Origin of the sequence: Shinella sp. CPCC 101442 (assembly GCF_024704725.1) — a bacterium.
In the GTDB taxonomy this organism is placed as follows: domain Bacteria; phylum Pseudomonadota; class Alphaproteobacteria; order Rhizobiales; family Rhizobiaceae; genus Shinella.
In genome coordinates this window covers 106,306-122,622 of sequence record NZ_JALIQS010000002.1, presented here as the reverse complement: position 1 = coordinate 122,622, position 16,317 = coordinate 106,306, and the positions used below count along the sequence as shown (strand labels likewise).

17 protein-coding genes and 4 tRNA genes are annotated in these 16,317 nt (G+C 60.9%); 13 read left to right on the top strand and 8 right to left on the bottom strand.

Going from position 1 to position 16,317, the window contains the following annotated elements:
* The first annotated feature begins 248 nt into the window (after positions 1 to 248).
* Together MUO32_RS05795 and prfB are read left to right on the top strand one after the other, a co-directional pair.
* Positions 249 to 2,699, top strand: coding sequence for a penicillin-binding protein 1A (locus MUO32_RS05795; protein WP_257947289.1), 2,451 nt, complete (start codon positions 249 to 251; stop codon positions 2,697 to 2,699).
* A 106-nt stretch (positions 2,700 to 2,805) separates the two neighbouring features.
* Positions 2,806 to 3,937, top strand: a protein-coding gene (gene prfB, locus MUO32_RS05790) for a peptide chain release factor 2 (protein ID WP_150129898.1) whose coding sequence is annotated in 2 segments (ribosomal slippage) — positions 2,806 to 2,874 and positions 2,876 to 3,937 — 1,131 coding nt in all. Because the reading frame shifts where the segments join, the coding sequence is not laid out codon by codon here.
* A gap of 66 nt (positions 3,938 to 4,003) precedes the next feature.
* On the opposite strand, the gene MUO32_RS05785 is transcribed toward prfB, so the two are convergent.
* The 6 genes from MUO32_RS05785 to MUO32_RS05760 form a co-directional block, all read right to left on the bottom strand.
* Entirely contained in the window at positions 4,004 to 4,507 is a 504-nt protein-coding gene (locus MUO32_RS05785; RefSeq protein WP_257947288.1) for a hypothetical protein, read from the bottom strand.
* Between the two features lie 33 nt (positions 4,508 to 4,540).
* The gene (locus tag MUO32_RS05780; protein ID WP_257947287.1) at positions 4,541 to 5,314 is read right to left on the bottom strand and encodes an NAD kinase; all 774 of its coding nucleotides are present in this window, start codon (positions 5,312 to 5,314) and stop codon (positions 4,541 to 4,543) included.
* Between the two features lie 146 nt (positions 5,315 to 5,460).
* A complete protein-coding gene (locus MUO32_RS05775; RefSeq protein ID WP_257947286.1) occupies positions 5,461 to 5,844 on the bottom strand; it encodes a hypothetical protein in 384 nt (127 codons plus the stop codon).
* 182 nt (positions 5,845 to 6,026) lie between these two features.
* The gene (locus MUO32_RS05770; protein WP_257947285.1) at positions 6,027 to 6,245 is read right to left on the bottom strand and encodes a hypothetical protein; all 219 of its coding nucleotides are present in this window, start codon (positions 6,243 to 6,245) and stop codon (positions 6,027 to 6,029) included.
* A gap of 191 nt (positions 6,246 to 6,436) precedes the next feature.
* A tRNA-Thr gene (locus MUO32_RS05765) sits at positions 6,437 to 6,512 on the bottom strand.
* A 55-nt stretch (positions 6,513 to 6,567) separates the two neighbouring features.
* Positions 6,568 to 7,515, bottom strand: a complete 948-nt coding sequence (locus MUO32_RS05760) for a LysR family transcriptional regulator (protein ID WP_257947284.1) — start codon at positions 7,513 to 7,515, stop codon at positions 6,568 to 6,570.
* A 128-nt stretch (positions 7,516 to 7,643) separates the two neighbouring features.
* Here MUO32_RS05760 and MUO32_RS05755 point away from each other — a divergent pair, with 128 nt between their 5' ends.
* Complete coding sequence (locus tag MUO32_RS05755) at positions 7,644 to 8,267, top strand: FMN-dependent NADH-azoreductase (protein WP_257947283.1); 624 nt, start codon at positions 7,644 to 7,646, stop codon at positions 8,265 to 8,267.
* Between the two features lie 73 nt (positions 8,268 to 8,340).
* On the opposite strand, the gene rlmB is transcribed toward MUO32_RS05755, so the two are convergent.
* On the bottom strand, positions 8,341 to 9,216 hold the full coding sequence (gene rlmB, locus MUO32_RS05750; RefSeq protein ID WP_257947282.1) for a 23S rRNA (guanosine(2251)-2'-O)-methyltransferase RlmB: 876 nt from the start codon (positions 9,214 to 9,216) through the stop codon (positions 8,341 to 8,343).
* 260 nt (positions 9,217 to 9,476) lie between these two features.
* Here rlmB and MUO32_RS05745 point away from each other — a divergent pair.
* A tRNA-Tyr gene (locus tag MUO32_RS05745) sits at positions 9,477 to 9,561 on the top strand.
* A gap of 25 nt (positions 9,562 to 9,586) precedes the next feature.
* Positions 9,587 to 9,660: transfer RNA gene (locus MUO32_RS05740), tRNA-Gly, on the top strand.
* Between the two features lie 41 nt (positions 9,661 to 9,701).
* Here the strand turns inward: MUO32_RS05740 and MUO32_RS05735 are convergent.
* A complete protein-coding gene (locus tag MUO32_RS05735; protein WP_257947281.1) occupies positions 9,702 to 10,358 on the bottom strand; it encodes a CatB-related O-acetyltransferase in 657 nt (218 codons plus the stop codon).
* A 333-nt stretch (positions 10,359 to 10,691) separates the two neighbouring features.
* On the opposite strand from MUO32_RS05735, the gene tuf reads away from it, so the two are divergent.
* The 8 genes from tuf to rplL all read left to right on the top strand — a co-directional run bounded on the left by tuf (position 10,692) and on the right by rplL (position 16,285).
* Positions 10,692 to 11,867, top strand: a complete 1,176-nt coding sequence (tuf, locus tag MUO32_RS05730; protein WP_257947268.1) for an elongation factor Tu — start codon at positions 10,692 to 10,694, stop codon at positions 11,865 to 11,867.
* Between the two features lie 767 nt (positions 11,868 to 12,634).
* Positions 12,635 to 12,710 (top strand) — tRNA-Trp (locus MUO32_RS05725).
* Positions 12,711 to 12,898: 188 nt separating this feature from the next.
* Complete coding sequence (gene secE, locus MUO32_RS05720; protein WP_257947280.1) at positions 12,899 to 13,099, top strand: preprotein translocase subunit SecE; 201 nt, start codon at positions 12,899 to 12,901, stop codon at positions 13,097 to 13,099.
* 16 nt (positions 13,100 to 13,115) lie between these two features.
* Entirely contained in the window at positions 13,116 to 13,646 is a 531-nt protein-coding gene (gene nusG, locus MUO32_RS05715) for a transcription termination/antitermination protein NusG (RefSeq protein WP_257947279.1), read from the top strand.
* Between the two features lie 200 nt (positions 13,647 to 13,846).
* The gene (gene rplK / locus MUO32_RS05710; protein ID WP_257947278.1) at positions 13,847 to 14,278 is read left to right on the top strand and encodes a 50S ribosomal protein L11; all 432 of its coding nucleotides are present in this window, start codon (positions 13,847 to 13,849) and stop codon (positions 14,276 to 14,278) included.
* Positions 14,279 to 14,280: 2 nt separating this feature from the next.
* The gene (gene rplA / locus MUO32_RS05705; RefSeq protein ID WP_257947277.1) at positions 14,281 to 14,973 is read left to right on the top strand and encodes a 50S ribosomal protein L1; all 693 of its coding nucleotides are present in this window, start codon (positions 14,281 to 14,283) and stop codon (positions 14,971 to 14,973) included.
* Between the two features lie 358 nt (positions 14,974 to 15,331).
* Entirely contained in the window at positions 15,332 to 15,850 is a 519-nt protein-coding gene (gene rplJ / locus MUO32_RS05700; protein ID WP_257947276.1) for a 50S ribosomal protein L10, read from the top strand.
* A 60-nt stretch (positions 15,851 to 15,910) separates the two neighbouring features.
* On the top strand, positions 15,911 to 16,285 hold the full coding sequence (gene rplL, locus MUO32_RS05695; protein WP_069059044.1) for a 50S ribosomal protein L7/L12: 375 nt from the start codon (positions 15,911 to 15,913) through the stop codon (positions 16,283 to 16,285).
* The last annotated feature ends 32 nt before the right edge of the window (positions 16,286 to 16,317 follow it).

Genomic DNA, 16,317 nt, shown 5'->3' with positions numbered 1-16,317 from the left:
AGGACATGCTAATGTTGCGCCTGTGCCGGAAAAGTGACAGCGGCGGCCATTGTGCGGTGGCGAAGCCGGGATGCATGCTGTAAGCCCTATTTTCCTCACATTCCGATCGCTAGACGGGTGCGGGAAATGTGGGAAGACTCGTCTTCGGCAGGGTAAGTGCAACGGTCGTTCCTGGCCGCGGCGACGCAAGTCCGGGCAGCAGGTCTGCCTGATGAAATTAAAAGACATAAGGCATCGGTAACTGGCTCATGATCAGACTGATTGGATATTTCTTCGGGATCGGCGCCGTGGCGTTCCTCGGCGTGGCGGCAGCGGTCGCCCTCTATCTCGGAAGTGTCACCAAGGATCTTCCCGATTATGAAGTCCTCAACAGCTATGCGCCGCCGGTAACGACGCGCATGCACGCCGGCAACGGCGCGCTGATGGCCGAATATGCCCGCGAACGTCGCCTTTATCTGCCGATCCAGGCGATCCCGGATCGCGTGAAGGCCGCCTTCCTGTCGGCCGAAGACAAGAACTTCTACCAGCATCCCGGCGTCGACGTGACTGGCCTTTTTCGCGCCATCGTTGTCAACCTGCAGAATTTCGGTTCGGGCCGCCGTCCGGTCGGCGCATCGACGATCACGCAGCAGGTCGCGAAGAACTTCCTGCTCTCGTCGGACCAGACCATCGACCGCAAGGTCAAGGAAGCGATCCTCTCCTTCCGCATCGAGCAGGCCTATTCGAAGGACCGCATTCTCGAACTCTATCTCAACGAGATCTTCTTCGGCCTGAATTCCTATGGCATTGCCGGCGCGGCTCTGACTTATTTCGACAAGTCCGTCACCGAACTGACGATCGCCGAGACCGCCTATCTCGCGGCGTTGCCGAAGGGGCCGTCGAACTACCATCCTTTCCGTCGCACGGAAGCGGCCCTTGAACGCCGCAACTGGGTGGTCGACCGCATGGTCGAGAACGGTTACGTCACCAAGGCTGATGGCGACGAGGCAAAGACCCAGCCGCTCGGCGTGACGCCGCGCCATCGCGGCTCCTATCTCTTCGCATCGGACTATTTCTCCGAGGAAGTGCGGCGCCAGATCATCGAACGTTATGGCGACAACGCCCTCTATGAGGGTGGCCTTTCGGTGCGCACGTCGCTTGACCCGCGCATCCAGATCGCGGCGCGCAAGGCGCTGCAACATGGCCTGCTGACCTATGACGAACGCCGTGGTTTCCACGGTCCCGTCAAGACCATCGAGATCGGTGGCGACTGGGGTGTGGAACTCGCCAAGGTCGAGCCGCTGGCCGACGTGCCGGAATGGAAGCTCGCTGTCGTGCTCGCCGTCGATGACGGTGGCGCTGATATCGGCCTGCAGCCGAGCAAGGAAGCCTCCGGCAAGGTCGTCGAGCAGCGCGTGACCGGCCGCATCGAGGCGAAAGCCATGACCTGGGCCTACCGTTCGGCCAAGGGTGACCGCAAGACGGCGAAATCGCCGGCCGGCGTCTTCACTGTCGGTGACGTCGTCTATGTCGAGCCGACCGAAGACAGCAATGTCTATCGCCTGCGCCAGCCGCCGAAGGTCCAGGGCGGCCTCGTCGCCATGGATCCGCATACCGGCCGCGTGCTCGCCATGGTCGGCGGCTTCTCCTACGGTCAGTCCGAATTCAACCGCGCGACACAGGCGATGCGCCAGCCGGGTTCGTCCTTCAAGCCCTTCGTCTACGCAGCCGCCCTCGACAACGGCTATACGCCGGCCTCGGTCATCATGGACGCGCCGATCGAGATCGTTGCCGGTGGCCAGGTCTGGCGCCCGCAGAACTACGGCGGCGGCTCGGCCGGTCCGTCGACACTGCGCCTTGGCATCGAACGCTCGCGCAACCTGATGACGGTTCGCCTCGCAAACGACATGGGCATGAACCTCGTCGCGGAATATGCCGAGCGCTTCGGCATCTACGACAAGATGTATCCGGTGCTCTCCATGTCGCTCGGTTCGGGTGAGACGACGGTGCTGCGCATGGTTTCGGCCTATGCGGTGCTGGCCAATGGCGGCAAGCAGATCAAGCCCTCGCTGATCGACCGTATCCAGGATCGCTACGGCAAGACGATCTTCCGCCACGAAGAGCGCACCTGCGAGAACTGCAACGCCAACGATTGGGAAAACCAGGACGAGCCCGTTCTCACCGACAACCGTGAGCAGGTCCTCGACCCGATGACCGCCTACCAGATCACCTCGATGATGGAAGGTGTGGTCACGCGCGGCACCGCGGCCGGCAAGATCAAGCTCGACCGTCCGACGGCCGGCAAGACCGGCACGACCAACGATGAAAAGGACGCCTGGTTCGTCGGCTATACGCCGGATCTCGTCGCCGGCCTCTATATCGGCTTCGACAATCCGGCGCCGCTCGGCCGTGGTGCGACCGGCGGCTCGCTCTCGGCGCCGATCTTCAACGAGTTCATGACCGCGGCGCTCGACGGCACGCGCCCGACGAAGTTCATCGTGCCCGAGGGCATGCAGTTCATCGCCGTCAACCGCAAGACCGGCATGCAGGCGAACGAAGGCGATCCGGATACGATCATGGAAGCCTTCAAGCCCGGCACCGGCCCGGCAGATGTCTTCTCGGTCATCGGCGGCGAGGAATATGCGAGCCCCGAGGAAATCCTGAAAAGCTCGCCGCAGGCCAACCAGGCGGTCACGGGTGGCAGCGGCGGCCTGTTCTGATCCATCCTATCTGTCTTTGCCTTGAAGGGCGGGCGCGGGGCTTTACATCCGCGCCCGCCCTCTCTATTTCGAGGCCACCGAAACTAGAGCATTGAAGAAAGCGGATATGCGCGCGGAAATCGAGAACATTGTCGACGAAATCAAGCAGGCCATAAGCCTGCTGAGGAGGCATCTTTGACTGGGATCAGGCGGTAAGACGACTGGACTGGTTGAACAACAAGGCAGAGGATCCAAACCTCTGGAACGATGCCCAGGAAGCCCAGAAGCTGATGCGCGAGCGCCAGCAGCTGGACGAAAGCATCAATGCCGTGCGCGCCATCGAGCAGCAGCTCAAGGACAATATCGAACTCATTGAACTCGGTGAGGAAGAGGGCGATGCCGACATCGTCAAGGATGCCGAAGACGCCCTGAAGGCGGTTCGCACCGAGGCGTCGCGCAAGCAGGTTGAGGCCATGCTGTCCGGCGAGGCCGATGGCAACGACACCTATCTCGAAGTGCATTCCGGCGCCGGCGGCACGGAAAGCCAGGATTGGGCGAACATGCTGCTGCGCATGTACACCCGCTGGGCCGAGCGCTCGGGCTACAAGGTGGAACTCCTGGAAGTCCATGACGGCGAAGAAGCGGGCATCAAGTCCGCGACGCTGCTCGTCAAGGGCCACAATGCCTATGGCTGGCTGAAGACCGAATCGGGCGTGCACCGCCTGGTCCGCATCTCGCCCTATGACAGCAATGCGCGGCGCCACACCTCGTTCTCATCGATCTGGGTCTATCCTGTTATCGACGACTCGATCAACATCGAGATCAACGAGAGCGACTGCCGCATCGACACCTATCGCTCGTCGGGCGCCGGCGGCCAGCACGTCAACACGACCGACTCGGCCGTGCGCATCACGCACATCCCGACCGGCATCGTCGTTGCCTGCCAGCAGGAGCGCTCGCAGCACAAGAACCGCGCCAAGGCATGGGACATGCTGCGTGCCCGCATGTACGAAGCCGAACTGAAGAAGCGCGAAGAAGCTGCAAATGCCGAAGCCGCCTCCAAGTCGGATATCGGCTGGGGTCACCAGATCCGCTCCTACGTCCTGCAGCCCTACCAGCTGGTCAAGGACATGCGCACCGGCGTGGAAAGCACGGCACCGTCGGATGTTCTCGACGGCGAACTCAACGAGTTCATGGAAGCGGCCTTGGCTCATCGTGTGAACGGTGGCGCGGACGCGGTCGTGGACGACCTCAACTGAGGTCGGCGCACAAGAATCCAAACGGGCGCCAAGGCGCCCGTTTTCGTTTCCAGTCAAACCGAGCCGTCAGTTCGTCGCGCGCTCGACCCTTATCTCGCCGAGATCGTCGATCAGCACGGTCCAGCTCTCAGGCTCGGCCGCCTTCGGGTCCGTTTTCAGATAGACCGTGGCGAAAAGGCCGGGCTGTGCGGTGACGCCCGAGGAATTTTCCGGCCGAATATCCGTCACATAGGGTTTGAGCGCGGAAAACTCTTCGAGCACGGTCGAGGAGGCGATCTTCGGTCCTCCTGCCGTCGCTTCGATCTGCTGGAGGTGGATCTGCGCCGTACCGTCCGGCTGGCGCACCGCGATGAGCTTGTAGTAGCCGCGGCGAAGGGCTGCGGATTTCACGGTCTCGGCGGTTTCCGGCTTGGCGGCGGACGTGTCGTCGTCATTTTCTGCCGGCTCTTCCCAGAAACCGGTGCTCACCACAAAGGTGATCGCCTCGGAGACGGGCGATTGTCCCTCGCCGAAGGCGGGCGAGCCCGCGAGCAGAAGGACGGCGAGGGCGGCGCATAGATGCCGTTTCATGGCAAAACTCCTGTCCCGAAAGGAAAGAAGGTGTCAGTAATCGAACTGTTCGGCAAGAATCCGGTCTGACCAGGAGTGATCCGGATCCGAGAGGATGCGTGCCGACAATCCGGCCGATTCGGCGATCTGCACCGAGGTGACGGACTTGACCTCGGTATTGTCCGCTACGGCGTTGACCGGCCGTTTTTCAGCCTCCAGCACGTCGATCTTGACCGTCACCTTGTTCGGCAGCAGGGCGCCGCGCCAGCGCCGGGGGCGAAAGGCGCTGACCGGCGTCAAAGCCAGCAGCGGCGCCTCCAGCGGCAGGATGGGGCCATGGGCGGAGAGATTGTAGGCGGTGGAGCCGGCCGGCGTGGCGAGCAGCAGGCCGTCACAGATCAACTCCTCCAGCCGCACGCGGCCATCGACGGTAACGCGCAGTTTCGCCGCCTGATAGGACTGGCGAAAAAGATAGACCTCGTTGATGGCAAGCGCCCGGCGCTCCTGGCCGCTCGCATCGCTCGTGATCATTTCCAGCGGTCGGAAGACGTTTTCCACCGCCCCGTCGATACGCTCCAGAAGGCCTTGCGCGTCATAGCGGTTCATGAGGAAGCCGATCGACCCGCGGTTCATTCCGTAGACCCGCTTGCCGGTGTTCATGGTGGTGTGCAGCGTCTGCAGCATGAAGCCGTCGCCACCGAGGGCAACGATGACATCGGCCTCTTCCGGATCGGCATTGCCATAGATGGCGATCAGCTCGTTGCGCGCGTCCTGCGCTTCGGGCGCCTGGGAGGCGACGAAGGAAAGGGTGTTCAATTCACGCGCCATGCCGCCGATCCGCGTCCTCAATGCAAAGCTTCACGCCCGCGCGGTACGCGCAAGGCCGGTCTTTGTCGCATGCCTTTACGGCATGCGCATCTGAAAAATGTGACAATGACTGCTGGTGGCGACGGCGAAAATGCTGCTGCCGACGATCAGGCCTTGGGCGCCCCGACGCGCCCTTCGAGCGCTTTCAGTGCCGCTTCTCCGGCCGCGGCGGCCTCGAAAGGGTTGGGAAACGGTCCGACCAACGGCCGGGTGACGCCGCGGAAGGTCAGAGCGTAGAAGAACTTGCCGTCGGAGCGCTTCTCGATTTTCACCTTCGATATCGCTTCGTTGCCTGCTGTCACCTTTAAAATCCCTTGCCAAAACGCTTCCGCGCGAATACCGGCCGACCGGCATTTCCATCGCGAAGCGGAGAAGACGATACCCGAGATGCATCCGCCTGAATTGCCGAAGTAATTCACCGCGTGCCGCCTGATGTCAAGCACATGGAATAGTCCTGTTTTGTTCCAGATTGTTCCGTTCTCGCGCGCCATGATGCCCAAAGACGACCGGCGAGGGGATGGCATCCATCCGGTCGGTCCCTATATCGCCGATGACGAATCGGTGGGCGTACTACAGCGGCCTTCGTTGCTGCATCAGGGAATCAGGAGGCCTCTGGCGGCCGCTTCGGGTTGCCGATGGGCTGCAGCGAAGCATGGACCCAGAGCATTCCTGCTTATACCGTGAACTTGAAGCGCACGGGATGCGGGTGCTCAGGCGCTGCGGTGCGCATGACGCGCGTCGCTTCGATGAAATCCTCGGACAGGACGCGTACATAGTGGCCCCCAAGAATATCCACGCGAATGTAGACATCGGCTACGCTCTTGGCAGCCTGCATAAGGGCCTTCAGCGGTTGCCACTCCAGTTGGCTATCCTCGTGGTTTGGGTCACTCATGTCTCAATTCCCGGAAGTCTTTGATAAATCTCATAGAGGCGTGCATTCGGAGGACGCGATATCTGGCGGCTCCGGATGGCATAACGGCGCCTATCACGCCGCCCTCCATATCACAACAGCGGTTAGATCCGAACGGACGTGGCGAAGACAACGCCGACGGTTTTGAGAAACCAGCACTCTTGAGGAAAAGTTGGTGCCCCCACCAGGACTCGAACCCGGGACCCCCTGATTACAAATCAGGTGCTCTACCAACTGAGCTATAAGGGCACGCAATGCGAGGGAGTTAGCATATTTTCCGGCGGAGTAAAGCAAAAAGGGCGGATCAGATCGACCAGTTGCTGTCATCGGCCGGTTTAGGCACGATTTCCTGGCAGCGGTGCATCGAGCGGGGGAGGTTTTCCGCGAGGTGGTCGATGAGTGCGCGCACCGCCGGCAGCATGCCGTGACGGGAGGTGAAGACGGCGTGCACCGTCGCCTCCGCAGAAGACCAGTCGGGCAGTACGGGTGTCAGCAGACCGTTGCGGAAGCCGCGCTCGACGATGATGTCAGGCAGCAGGCCGAGGCCGATGCCCTCGATCGTTGCGCGTTCCAGCACGGAAAAATCCGAACAGGCGAGCACCGGCGAGAGGGAGACGTCGTGCACCTCACCGCTCGAATGGAAAAGCGTCCAGATCGCGCGGGGATTGTTCTCCTGCATGGAGAGCGTGGGAATGCGGCCGATCGTGTCGAGGTCGACGGGACCGTAGCGTTCCAGAAAGCGCGGGCTTGCGGCAAGGTGGCGGCGCGTAGCGCCAAAGCGGCGCACGATCAGCGACTGGTCCGTGTCGTAGCTGTCGCGCACCCGCAATGCGACGTCGATTCGCTCCTCGATGAGATCGACCGGCCGCCCCGTGGTGAGAATCGAAAGGCGCACGAGCGGATAACGCTTCAGGAAGCCTGGCAACACCTCGGCCATCATGGGGGCGAAGCCTGGCGGCATCGACAGACGGACCGTGCCAGCCGGCTCGGCCTTGGCGACCGCGACGACGGCCTCCGCAGCCTCCACCCCCGATAGCACCGCTTCGCAACGCTCGTAGAAGGACTGGCCGATATCGGTAATGGAGAGTTTTCGCGTGGAGCGCTCGATGAGACGCACGCCGAGCTGCTCTTCGAGTGCGGCGACACGTTTGCTGATCTTGGATTTGGGCACCGACAACGCATTCGCTGCCGCGGTAAACCCCTTGTGACGCACGACGGCGGCGTAGAGCGCGAGATCGTTCAGGTCCTGCATGAGATTTCTCCGATTATGCCTGATTATTGTTTCCCATGTGAAACAGTCAATTGGTTTTTTGCCGTCTAATCGCGCGATTGTTTTCGGATCATATGTTTAGCACACAAACCAAACAGAGGTGCTGACCCATGAACGTCCTCCATATCGACTCCGGCATTCTCGGAGATCATTCCGTTTCCCGCCGCCTGACGGCTGCCGTCGCTGCCCAGATCAAGGCCGAACAGCCCGGTGCGACCGTGACCTACCGCGACCTCGTCGCCAACGCGCTGCCGCATCTTTCCGGTGCGCATCTGATGGCCGCCAATGCCGAGCCGGACCAGGTCGATGCGCAGATCGCCGCCGACAATGCCGAAAGCAAGATCGTGCTCGACGAATTCCTCGCCGCCGATACGGTCATCCTCGGCGTGCCCATGTATAATTTCTCCCTGCCGAGCCAGCTCAAGGCCTGGATCGACCGTGTCGCCGTCGCGGGAAAAACGTTCCGCTATACCGCTGAAGGCCCGGAAGGCCTTGCAAAGGGCAAGAAGATCATCGTCGTTTCCACCCGCGGCGGCCATTACAGCGCCGGCCCGGCGGCCGTGATGGATCATCAGGAAAGCTACCTGCGCGCCGTGCTCGGCTTCCTCGGCATCACCGATATCGAGATCGTCCGCGCCGAAGGCCTCAACCTCTCCGCTGATTCGAAGGTCCAGGCGATCTCCGAAGCCGAGCGCACGATCACCGATCGCAATGGCCTGAAGCTCGCCTCCTGAGTGTCAGGCGTCTCAAACACGAAGGCCCGCCGGCATCCCCCGGCGGGCCTTCGTGTTTCGTACTGGTGGTTGTTCAGCCGAGGAGGTGGCGTTGCGTGGCGTAGAGCGCGATCGCCGCGGCATTCGACACGTTGAGCGACTTGATCGCGCCGGGCATGTCGAGACGGGCCAGCGCCTTGCAGGTGGTGCGCGTCTTCTGGCGCAGGCCCTTGCCCTCGGAGCCCATGACGAGCGCGATGCGCTGGCCGGAGAGCGTGCCTTCGAGCGGAGCAGGGCCTTCCGAATCGAGGCCGACCGTCAGGAAGCCGAGCTTGTGCAGCTCCTCCAGTGCATCCGAGAGATTTGTGACCTGGATATAGGGAATGAGTTCCAGTGCGCCGGAGGCCGTCTTGGCGAGCACGCCCGATTCCGTTGGCGAGTGGCGCTGGGTGGTAATGACGGCGCCGGCATTGAAGGCGACCGCCGAGCGCATGATGGCTCCGACATTGTGCGGGTCGGTTACCTGGTCGAGCACGAGCAGCAGGGGGCTGTCTTTCAACGCTTCCAGCCGGCGGACGGGCAGGGGGCGGGTTTCGAGCATCACGCCCTGATGGATCGCCTCCGGCCCGAGGACCTTGTCGAGGTCGGAGGGCAGCACCGTTTCGACCGGATAGGGCAGGGTCGAGAAGTCCGGCAGCTCCAGTCGCTGGGCGGCGTTCAGGCTCACCGAGAGCTTGATGATCTTTCGTTCGGGATTGTCGAGTGCCGCGCGCACCGTGTGCAGGCCGTAGAGATAGACCTGGTCGGGGGTAAGCGCCGGTGCTTTCCAGCCTTCGGCCGGCTTGCGGCGGCGGTCGTCCTTCGGCGTCGGGATGTCGCCGCGTTCGCGTTTCTGGTCGCGATGCGCTCGGCGGAGTTTTGCGTAGTGGGTGTCTTTCGCGGACTTGCCGCCGGTATCGTCTTTGCTCATGGCGCCTTATAGAGCATGTCGCGCAAAAGTGTGCAGCGGTTTTGCATCGATGGCATGCGAAAAATTTAATCCGTGCGTGGCGCGCGGAATTGGCGGCCATCCACAGGCCGGCACGATCGATGACATTTTTCGTAATTTTTTCCGTGACGTCGTGTTGACAGGATGAATTGTGCCCGTCATATACGCCGCCAGATCGAAGGCGCCGCCGACAAGGCAATGCCCGCCGGTCGACACTGGTCGCTTGATCCCGACAGAATAATGGAGGGATGCCCGAGTGGTTAAAGGGGACGGACTGTAAATCCGTTGGCTCAGCCTACGTTGGTTCAAATCCAACTCCCTCCACCATTCTGTTGCACGGATCAAGACCCCCGCGGGTATAGCTCAATGGTAGAGCAGCAGCCTTCCAAGCTGAATACGCGGGTTCGATTCCCGCTACCCGCTCCAAGTATCCCATATTCTCCTGCTGTCGTTTCCGGGCGTGCCACTCACGCCTTTTTCGGAAAGGCTTTTGTGCGTTCGAGGATGGCCTCTGCCGATTCGGCGGGGGACGCCAGGTCGAACGCATCGAGCTCTGCAGGATCGAGAAGCCACCATCTGCTGGCAAGCAGGGAACCGATCGTTTCTTCGGGAAAGCGATACCGGATGATCCTCGCGGGCACGCCGCCAACGATCGCGTAAGGCGGCACGTCCTTTGTGACGACCGTATTTGCGCCGATGATCGCGCCCGTGCCGATGCGTACGCCCCGCAACACCGTTGCCTTGGTGCCGATCCAGACGTCATGCTCGAGGATGGTCGGCGGGCGTTTGTGGATCCTTATCGGCTTCCACAGCTCTCCGATGTAACCGGGAACGCCGATGAAGCGGTTGCGATGGGTCAGAAACTCGTGGCTGCTGATGAGGTTGTAGTCATGATGGGGTGGGCCGATTTCGGCATCTCTTGCAATCGCGCAGTATCGGCCGATCTTCGTCCCGTAGCCGATGTACGTATGCGCCTGAATATAAGTCCAAGCGCCGACCTTGCTCTTCTTGCCCAGAAACACGCCGCGGCCGACAGAATATTTGCCGCCGCCCTGCGCGTCGCGGAGCCGAAGGCCATGCTTTATTCTGTTGAGAAGGCGGGATAACGCTGTTTTGAAAGTCATTGTTGCTCGGCAGCCGGTATTGTCGCCCAGAGAAATTACGGCTCTCTTATCACGGTGTCGTTGCGCAAGGCTAGCGGCGGCAACTTCTGGATCGAAAAACCGGGGACCTGCTGTTGCGAAAACGTCAGGCATACCTATCTATGAGCACGGTGAAAGCAATTAAACGATTGTGTTGCTTTGACAATAAGGCCCCGACAGGTAGGCCGGTCCCGGTTGTCGGGACCGATGCCTGCTGCTGCATTTAAGGCTTGCGCATTCGTTGTGAAAGTCTTAAATGCCCGCCAAACCGGACGGGCCGGTTAGCCCAACTTTCGTTCAGTAGGAAATAAAGAGATGGCAAAGAGCAAGTTTGAGCGCAACAAGCCTCACGTAAACATCGGCACGATCGGCCACGTCGACCATGGCAAGACGTCGCTGACGGCAGCGATCACGAAGTATTTCGGCGAGTTCAAGGCGTACGACCAGATCGACGCTGCCCCGGAAGAAAAGGCGCGCGGCATCACCATCTCGACGGCGCACGTCGAATACGAGACGCCGAACCGTCACTACGCGCACGTCGACTGCCCCGGCCACGCCGACTACGTCAAGAACATGATCACCGGTGCTGCCCAGATGGACGGCGCGATCCTGGTCTGCTCGGCAGCTGACGGCCCGATGCCGCAGACGCGCGAGCACATCCTGCTCGCCCGCCAGGTTGGCGTTCCCGCCATCGTGGTGTTCCTGAACAAGGTCGACCAGGTTGACGACGCCGAGCTTCTCGAGCTCGTCGAGCTGGAAGTGCGCGAACTTCTGTCGTCCTACGACTTCCCGGGCGACGACATTCCGATCGTCAAGGGTTCGGCTCTGGCCGCTCTGGAAGATTCGGACAAGAAGATCGGTGAAGACGCGATCCGCGAGCTGATGGCTGCTGTCGACGCCTACATCCCGACGCCTGAGCGTCCGATCGACCAGCCGTTCCTGCTGCCGATCGAAGACGTGTTCTCGATCTCGGGTCGTGGTACGGTCGTGACCGGCCGCGTCGAGCGTGGCATCGTCAAGGTTGGTGAAGAAGTCGAAATCGTCGGCATCCGCCCGACGACCAAGACGACGGTTACCGGCGTTGAAATGTTCCGCAAGCTGCTCGACCAGGGCCAGGCCGGCGACAATGTCGGCGCGCTGATCCGTGGCGTTCAGCGTGACGGCGTCGAGCGTGGCCAGATCCTGTGCAAGCCGGGTTCGGTCAAGCCGCACAAGAAGTTCATGGCAGAAGCCTACATCCTGACGAAGGAAGAAGGCGGCCGTCATACGCCGTTCTTCACGAACTACCGTCCGCAGTTCTACTTCCGCACGACGGACGTAACGGGCATCGTTTCGCTTCCGGAAGGCACGGAAATGGTCATGCCGGGCGACAACGTCACGGTTGCCGTCGAGCTGATCGTTCCGATCGCGATGGAAGAGAAGCTGCGCTTCGCGATCCGTGAAGGCGGTCGTACCGTCGGCGCCGGCATCGTCGCTTCGATCGTCGAGTAATTTCAGGTCTTTGACTTGACAAGGAGCCCCGCGGGAAACCGCGGGGCTTTTTTGCTTTCAGGCTTATTTGAAAACTCTCGCTTTTTTTTAGCGCAGGGGCATGATTTGCCTGTTTTGAGGATAGAGTTGGGCGTCGCTTCGCGCGGCGCGGCACGTGGATAGAGCCAGTGAGCCCGGCGCCTGCGGGTCATAGTTGATCCGGTGCTTTGCGAGGGCGCCCTTTCGATGATTCTCGCGTCTCTACCGCCTGACCGTGCCGAGGCGAGCGATTCTCGCCCATCTGGTCGCCGGCGAAGCTTTGGATCGATACCTATTGCCCGCACACGGGTGTGAAGGCTGCGACAGGTAAGCCTGTGCGTGCCGGGGTGGATGTTTCCGCTACCACGCCCTCGACCGGACATATTCGGCGTGCGCGGGACAATGCGCGCCTTTGGGCGGAAATGCGCGGGCAGGGGCGATCAGGGGCGGAGCGACGCGTGTTCGCCGGCTGCAACCCGTTGGTCGACCCCGTTGGAGCGGAACGCGGCGTCAAGCAGCGTGTCTTCGATTGCCCGATCTCGCTGCCTCCGTATGACAGGAAGACGCGTCCCAGATCGGTAGCGCCAAGGCGCGGCTTCGCTTCGATTGGCAATTCGGGGACGGAGAGGGTAAAGTGCTGCAAAGCTGTGAAAAAATCTCGTCTTCGGGCTTGCAAAGTCGTCCTGCGCGCCGTAAAGACGCCATGCCTTGCCGGCACGAGGCGTTTCGCCCGGACACGGTAGGCACCTAGGGGTATAGCTCAGTTGGTAGAGCGGCGGTCTCCAAAACCGCAGGTCGTCGGTTCAAGCCCGGCTGCCCCTGCCACTTCATCGAGACAGCGCGGACCACTTGCAGCGTCTGTGATGGTGGCATGACGGTTGACCGTCTAGATTCGTTAAAAGTTTGGTTGCCTCTTGTGAAAAAGGGAATCGGGCTTTATGTAGGGCAAAACAGACACGCGGTGCGTGGGGCTGATAGTTCAGCTTTACGTGCCGTAATGGCGTGGACATTCAATGGCATCGAAAACGAATCCGATTGCGTTTCTGCAGCAGGTACGCTCCGAAACGAAGAAAGTGACTTGGCCCTCGCGGCGCGAGACGATGATCTCGACGATCATGGTCTTCGTCATGGTCTTCCTGGCTGCGGTGTTCTTCTTTGCTGCGGATCAGTTGATGGGCTGGCTGATTGGCCTCGTCCTCGGCGCTGCCGCTTGATCGGTTGGAGATGAACATGGCTTCCCGTTGGTACATCGTCCACGCCTATTCGAATTTCGAGAAGAAGGTCGCTGAGGACATCGAGAACAAGGCTCGCCAGAAGGGTCTTGATCATCTGTTCGAGAAGATTCTTGTTCCGACCGAAAAGGTTGTCGAGGTGCGTCGCGGCCGCAAGGTCGATTCGGAGCGCAAGTTCTTCCCCGGCTACGTGCTGGTGCGGGCGAACCTGACGGACGAGGTGTACCATCTGATCAAGAATACGCCGAAGGTCACGGGCTTCCTCGGTTCCGACAACAAGCCGGTCCCGATCCCGGACAGCGAGGCGGAGCGCATTCTGTCGCAGGTCCAGGACGGTGTCGATCGTCCGAAGCCTTCGGTCTCCTTCGAGATCGGCGAGCAGGTTCGCGTCTCCGACGGTCCGTTCGCGTCGTTCAACGGCACCGTTCAGGATGTCGACGAGGAGCGTTCGCGCCTCAAGGTGGAAGTGTCGATCTTCGGTCGCGCCACCCCTGTCGAGCTGGAATACGCCCAGGTCGAGAAAATCTGATTTCGGCGGCGTCTTCGGGCGCTGCCCACAGAAAATCCAATCCTCTCCGGAGGGTTGGTAGCGGAGGTTTCCGCCAATCGCGTGGAAGGAGAGGCGGCTGTAGCCGGGCGCCAAAAATCCGCACCACGCAACCGCAGCCGCCGGTCTTCGGACCGGCATCATGGGTCGGGAAACCGGCCGCATTCTGAAAGGCAGAGAAAATGGCTAAGAAAGTTGCAGGCCAGCTCAAGCTTCAGGTCAAGGCAGGATCGGCAAACCCGTCCCCGCCGATTGGCCCTGCGCTTGGTCAGCGTGGCATTAACATCATGGAATTCTGCAAGTCGTTCAACGCGGCTACGCAGGAAATGGAAAAAGGTATGCCGATTCCGGTCGTCATCACCTATTACCAGGACAAGTCCTTCACTTTTGTGATGAAGCAGCCGCCGGTCACCTACTTCCTCAAGAAGGAAGCCAAGGTCACGTCCGGCTCGAAGACCCCGGGCAAGGGCGCCGCAATCGGCCAGCTCACCAAGGCTCAGATCAAGTCGATCGCCGAAGCCAAGATGAAGGATCTCAACGCCGCCGACATCGAAGGCGCGATGGCAATGGTCGAGGGCTCCGCCCGCGCCATGGGCCTGGAAGTGGTAGGTTAATCATGGCCAAGATTGCAAAGCGTCTCCAGAAGATCCGTGAAGGCATCGACCCGACCAAGCTGGTCGCCCTTTCGGACGCCATCGCTCTCGTGAAAGAGCGTGCGATTGCCAAGTTCGACGAAACCGTCGAAGTTGCCATGAACCTCGGCGTTGACCCGCGTCACGCAGACCAGATGGTCCGCGGCGTCGTCAACCTGCCGAACGGCACCGGCCGTGACGTTCGCGTCGCCGTCTTCGCACGTGGCGCCAAGGCTGATGAAGCCAAGGCTGCGGGTGCAGACATCGTCGGCGCCGAAGACCTCGTCGAAATCGTCCAGGGCGGCAAGATCGATTTCGATCGCTGCATCGCGACCCCGGACATGATGCCGCTCGTCGGCCGTCTCGGTAAGGTTCTCGGCCCGCGCGGCATGATGCCGAACCCGAAGGTCGGCACCGTCACCATGGACGTTGCAGGCGCCGTCAAGGCATCCAAGGGCGGCGCTGTCGAGTTCCGCGTCGAGAAGGCTGGTATCATCCACGCCGGCATCGGCAAGGCTTCCTTCGACGCCAAGGCCCTGGAAGAGAACATCAAGGCATTTGCCGACGCCGTCATCAAGGCGAAGCCGGCTGGCGCCAAGGGCAACTACGTCAAGCGCGTAGCCATCTCTTCGACGATGGGCCCGGGCGTCAAGATCGACCCGTCGACGGTTGCCTGATTTAGGCACTTAAGTTTTCGGTCCGGCTCCGGCCGCACCGCAACAGAATTCCCGGCCTTGTCTGGCCGGGAATTTCCGGGCCAAAAGCCCGGAACTCCTGTCCGAGATTGCGGGTGGTTAGACCTTAATCACGTTGCCTGCATGAGACGGGGTGAGACCTGGATTTCTTCAGCGTCGGATGACGCCGAAATTCGGTTCGAACCTACCTTACCTTGTGTCGCGGCCATCTGGTCGAGCGCGGGGGGACAGGATCCTCGAGCGTCGCTCGGGATCCCTTTTGAAGCGGATCCCTGGCGGCAAAGGTAAACCCGGCAGGTCCCGTGAGTAGTCACGGTCCTGTCAACTGGAGATAGGCACAGTGGAAAGAGCGGAAAAACGCGAATTCGTCACGGAGCTGAACGAAGTCTTCAAGGCTTCCGGTTCGGTTGTCGTGGCCCGCTACGCCGGTATCACCGTTGCGCAGATGAACGATCTTCGTTCGAAGATGCGTGCTGCGGGCGGTACCGTCAAGGTCGCGAAGAACCGCCTGGCCAAAATTGCCCTTCAGGGTACGGAGTCGGAAGGGATGTCTGATCTCTTCCAGGGTCAGACGCTCATTGCTTACGCAAATGATCCGATGATTGCTCCCAAGGTAGCCATGGATTTCGCCAAGACCAACGACAAGCTCGTTGTTCTCGGTGGCACCATGGGTGCGACCACACTCGACGCAGAAGCAGTCAAGTCGCTTGCGACCCTGCCTTCGCTCGACGAGCTTCGCGGAAAGCTTCTGGGTCTGCTTGCAGCCCCGGCTACGCGCGTCGCTACGGTCGTTGCAGCACCGGCAAGCCAGCTTGCCCGCGTGTTCGCAGCCTACGCCAAGAAGGACGAAGCCGCTTGAGGCGGTTTTTCGCTGTAATCAAACAATACCAGTTCGAACCGAATATAAGGAACTATCACAATGGCTGATCTCGCAAAGATCGTTGAAGACCTCTCCGCTCTGACCGTTCTGGAAGCTGCTGAGCTTTCCAAGCTGCTGGAAGAGAAGTGGGGCGTTTCGGCTGCTGCTCCCGTAGCAGTTGCTGCTGCTGGCGGCGCTGCTGCTGCAGTTGTTGAAGAAGAAAAGACCGAGTTCGACGTTATCCTGGCTGACGCCGGCGCTAACAAGATCAACGTCATCAAGGAAGTCCGCGCTATCACGGGCCTCGGCCTCAAGGAAGCCAAGGACCTCGTTGAAGCCGCTCCGAAGGCTGTCAAGGAAGCTGTTTCCAAGGCAGAAGCCGCTGACCTCAAGAAGAAGCTTGAGGACGCCGGCGCCAAGGTCGACGTTAAGTAATATCGGAATGCGGTGGGAGAGGGTTTCGACCC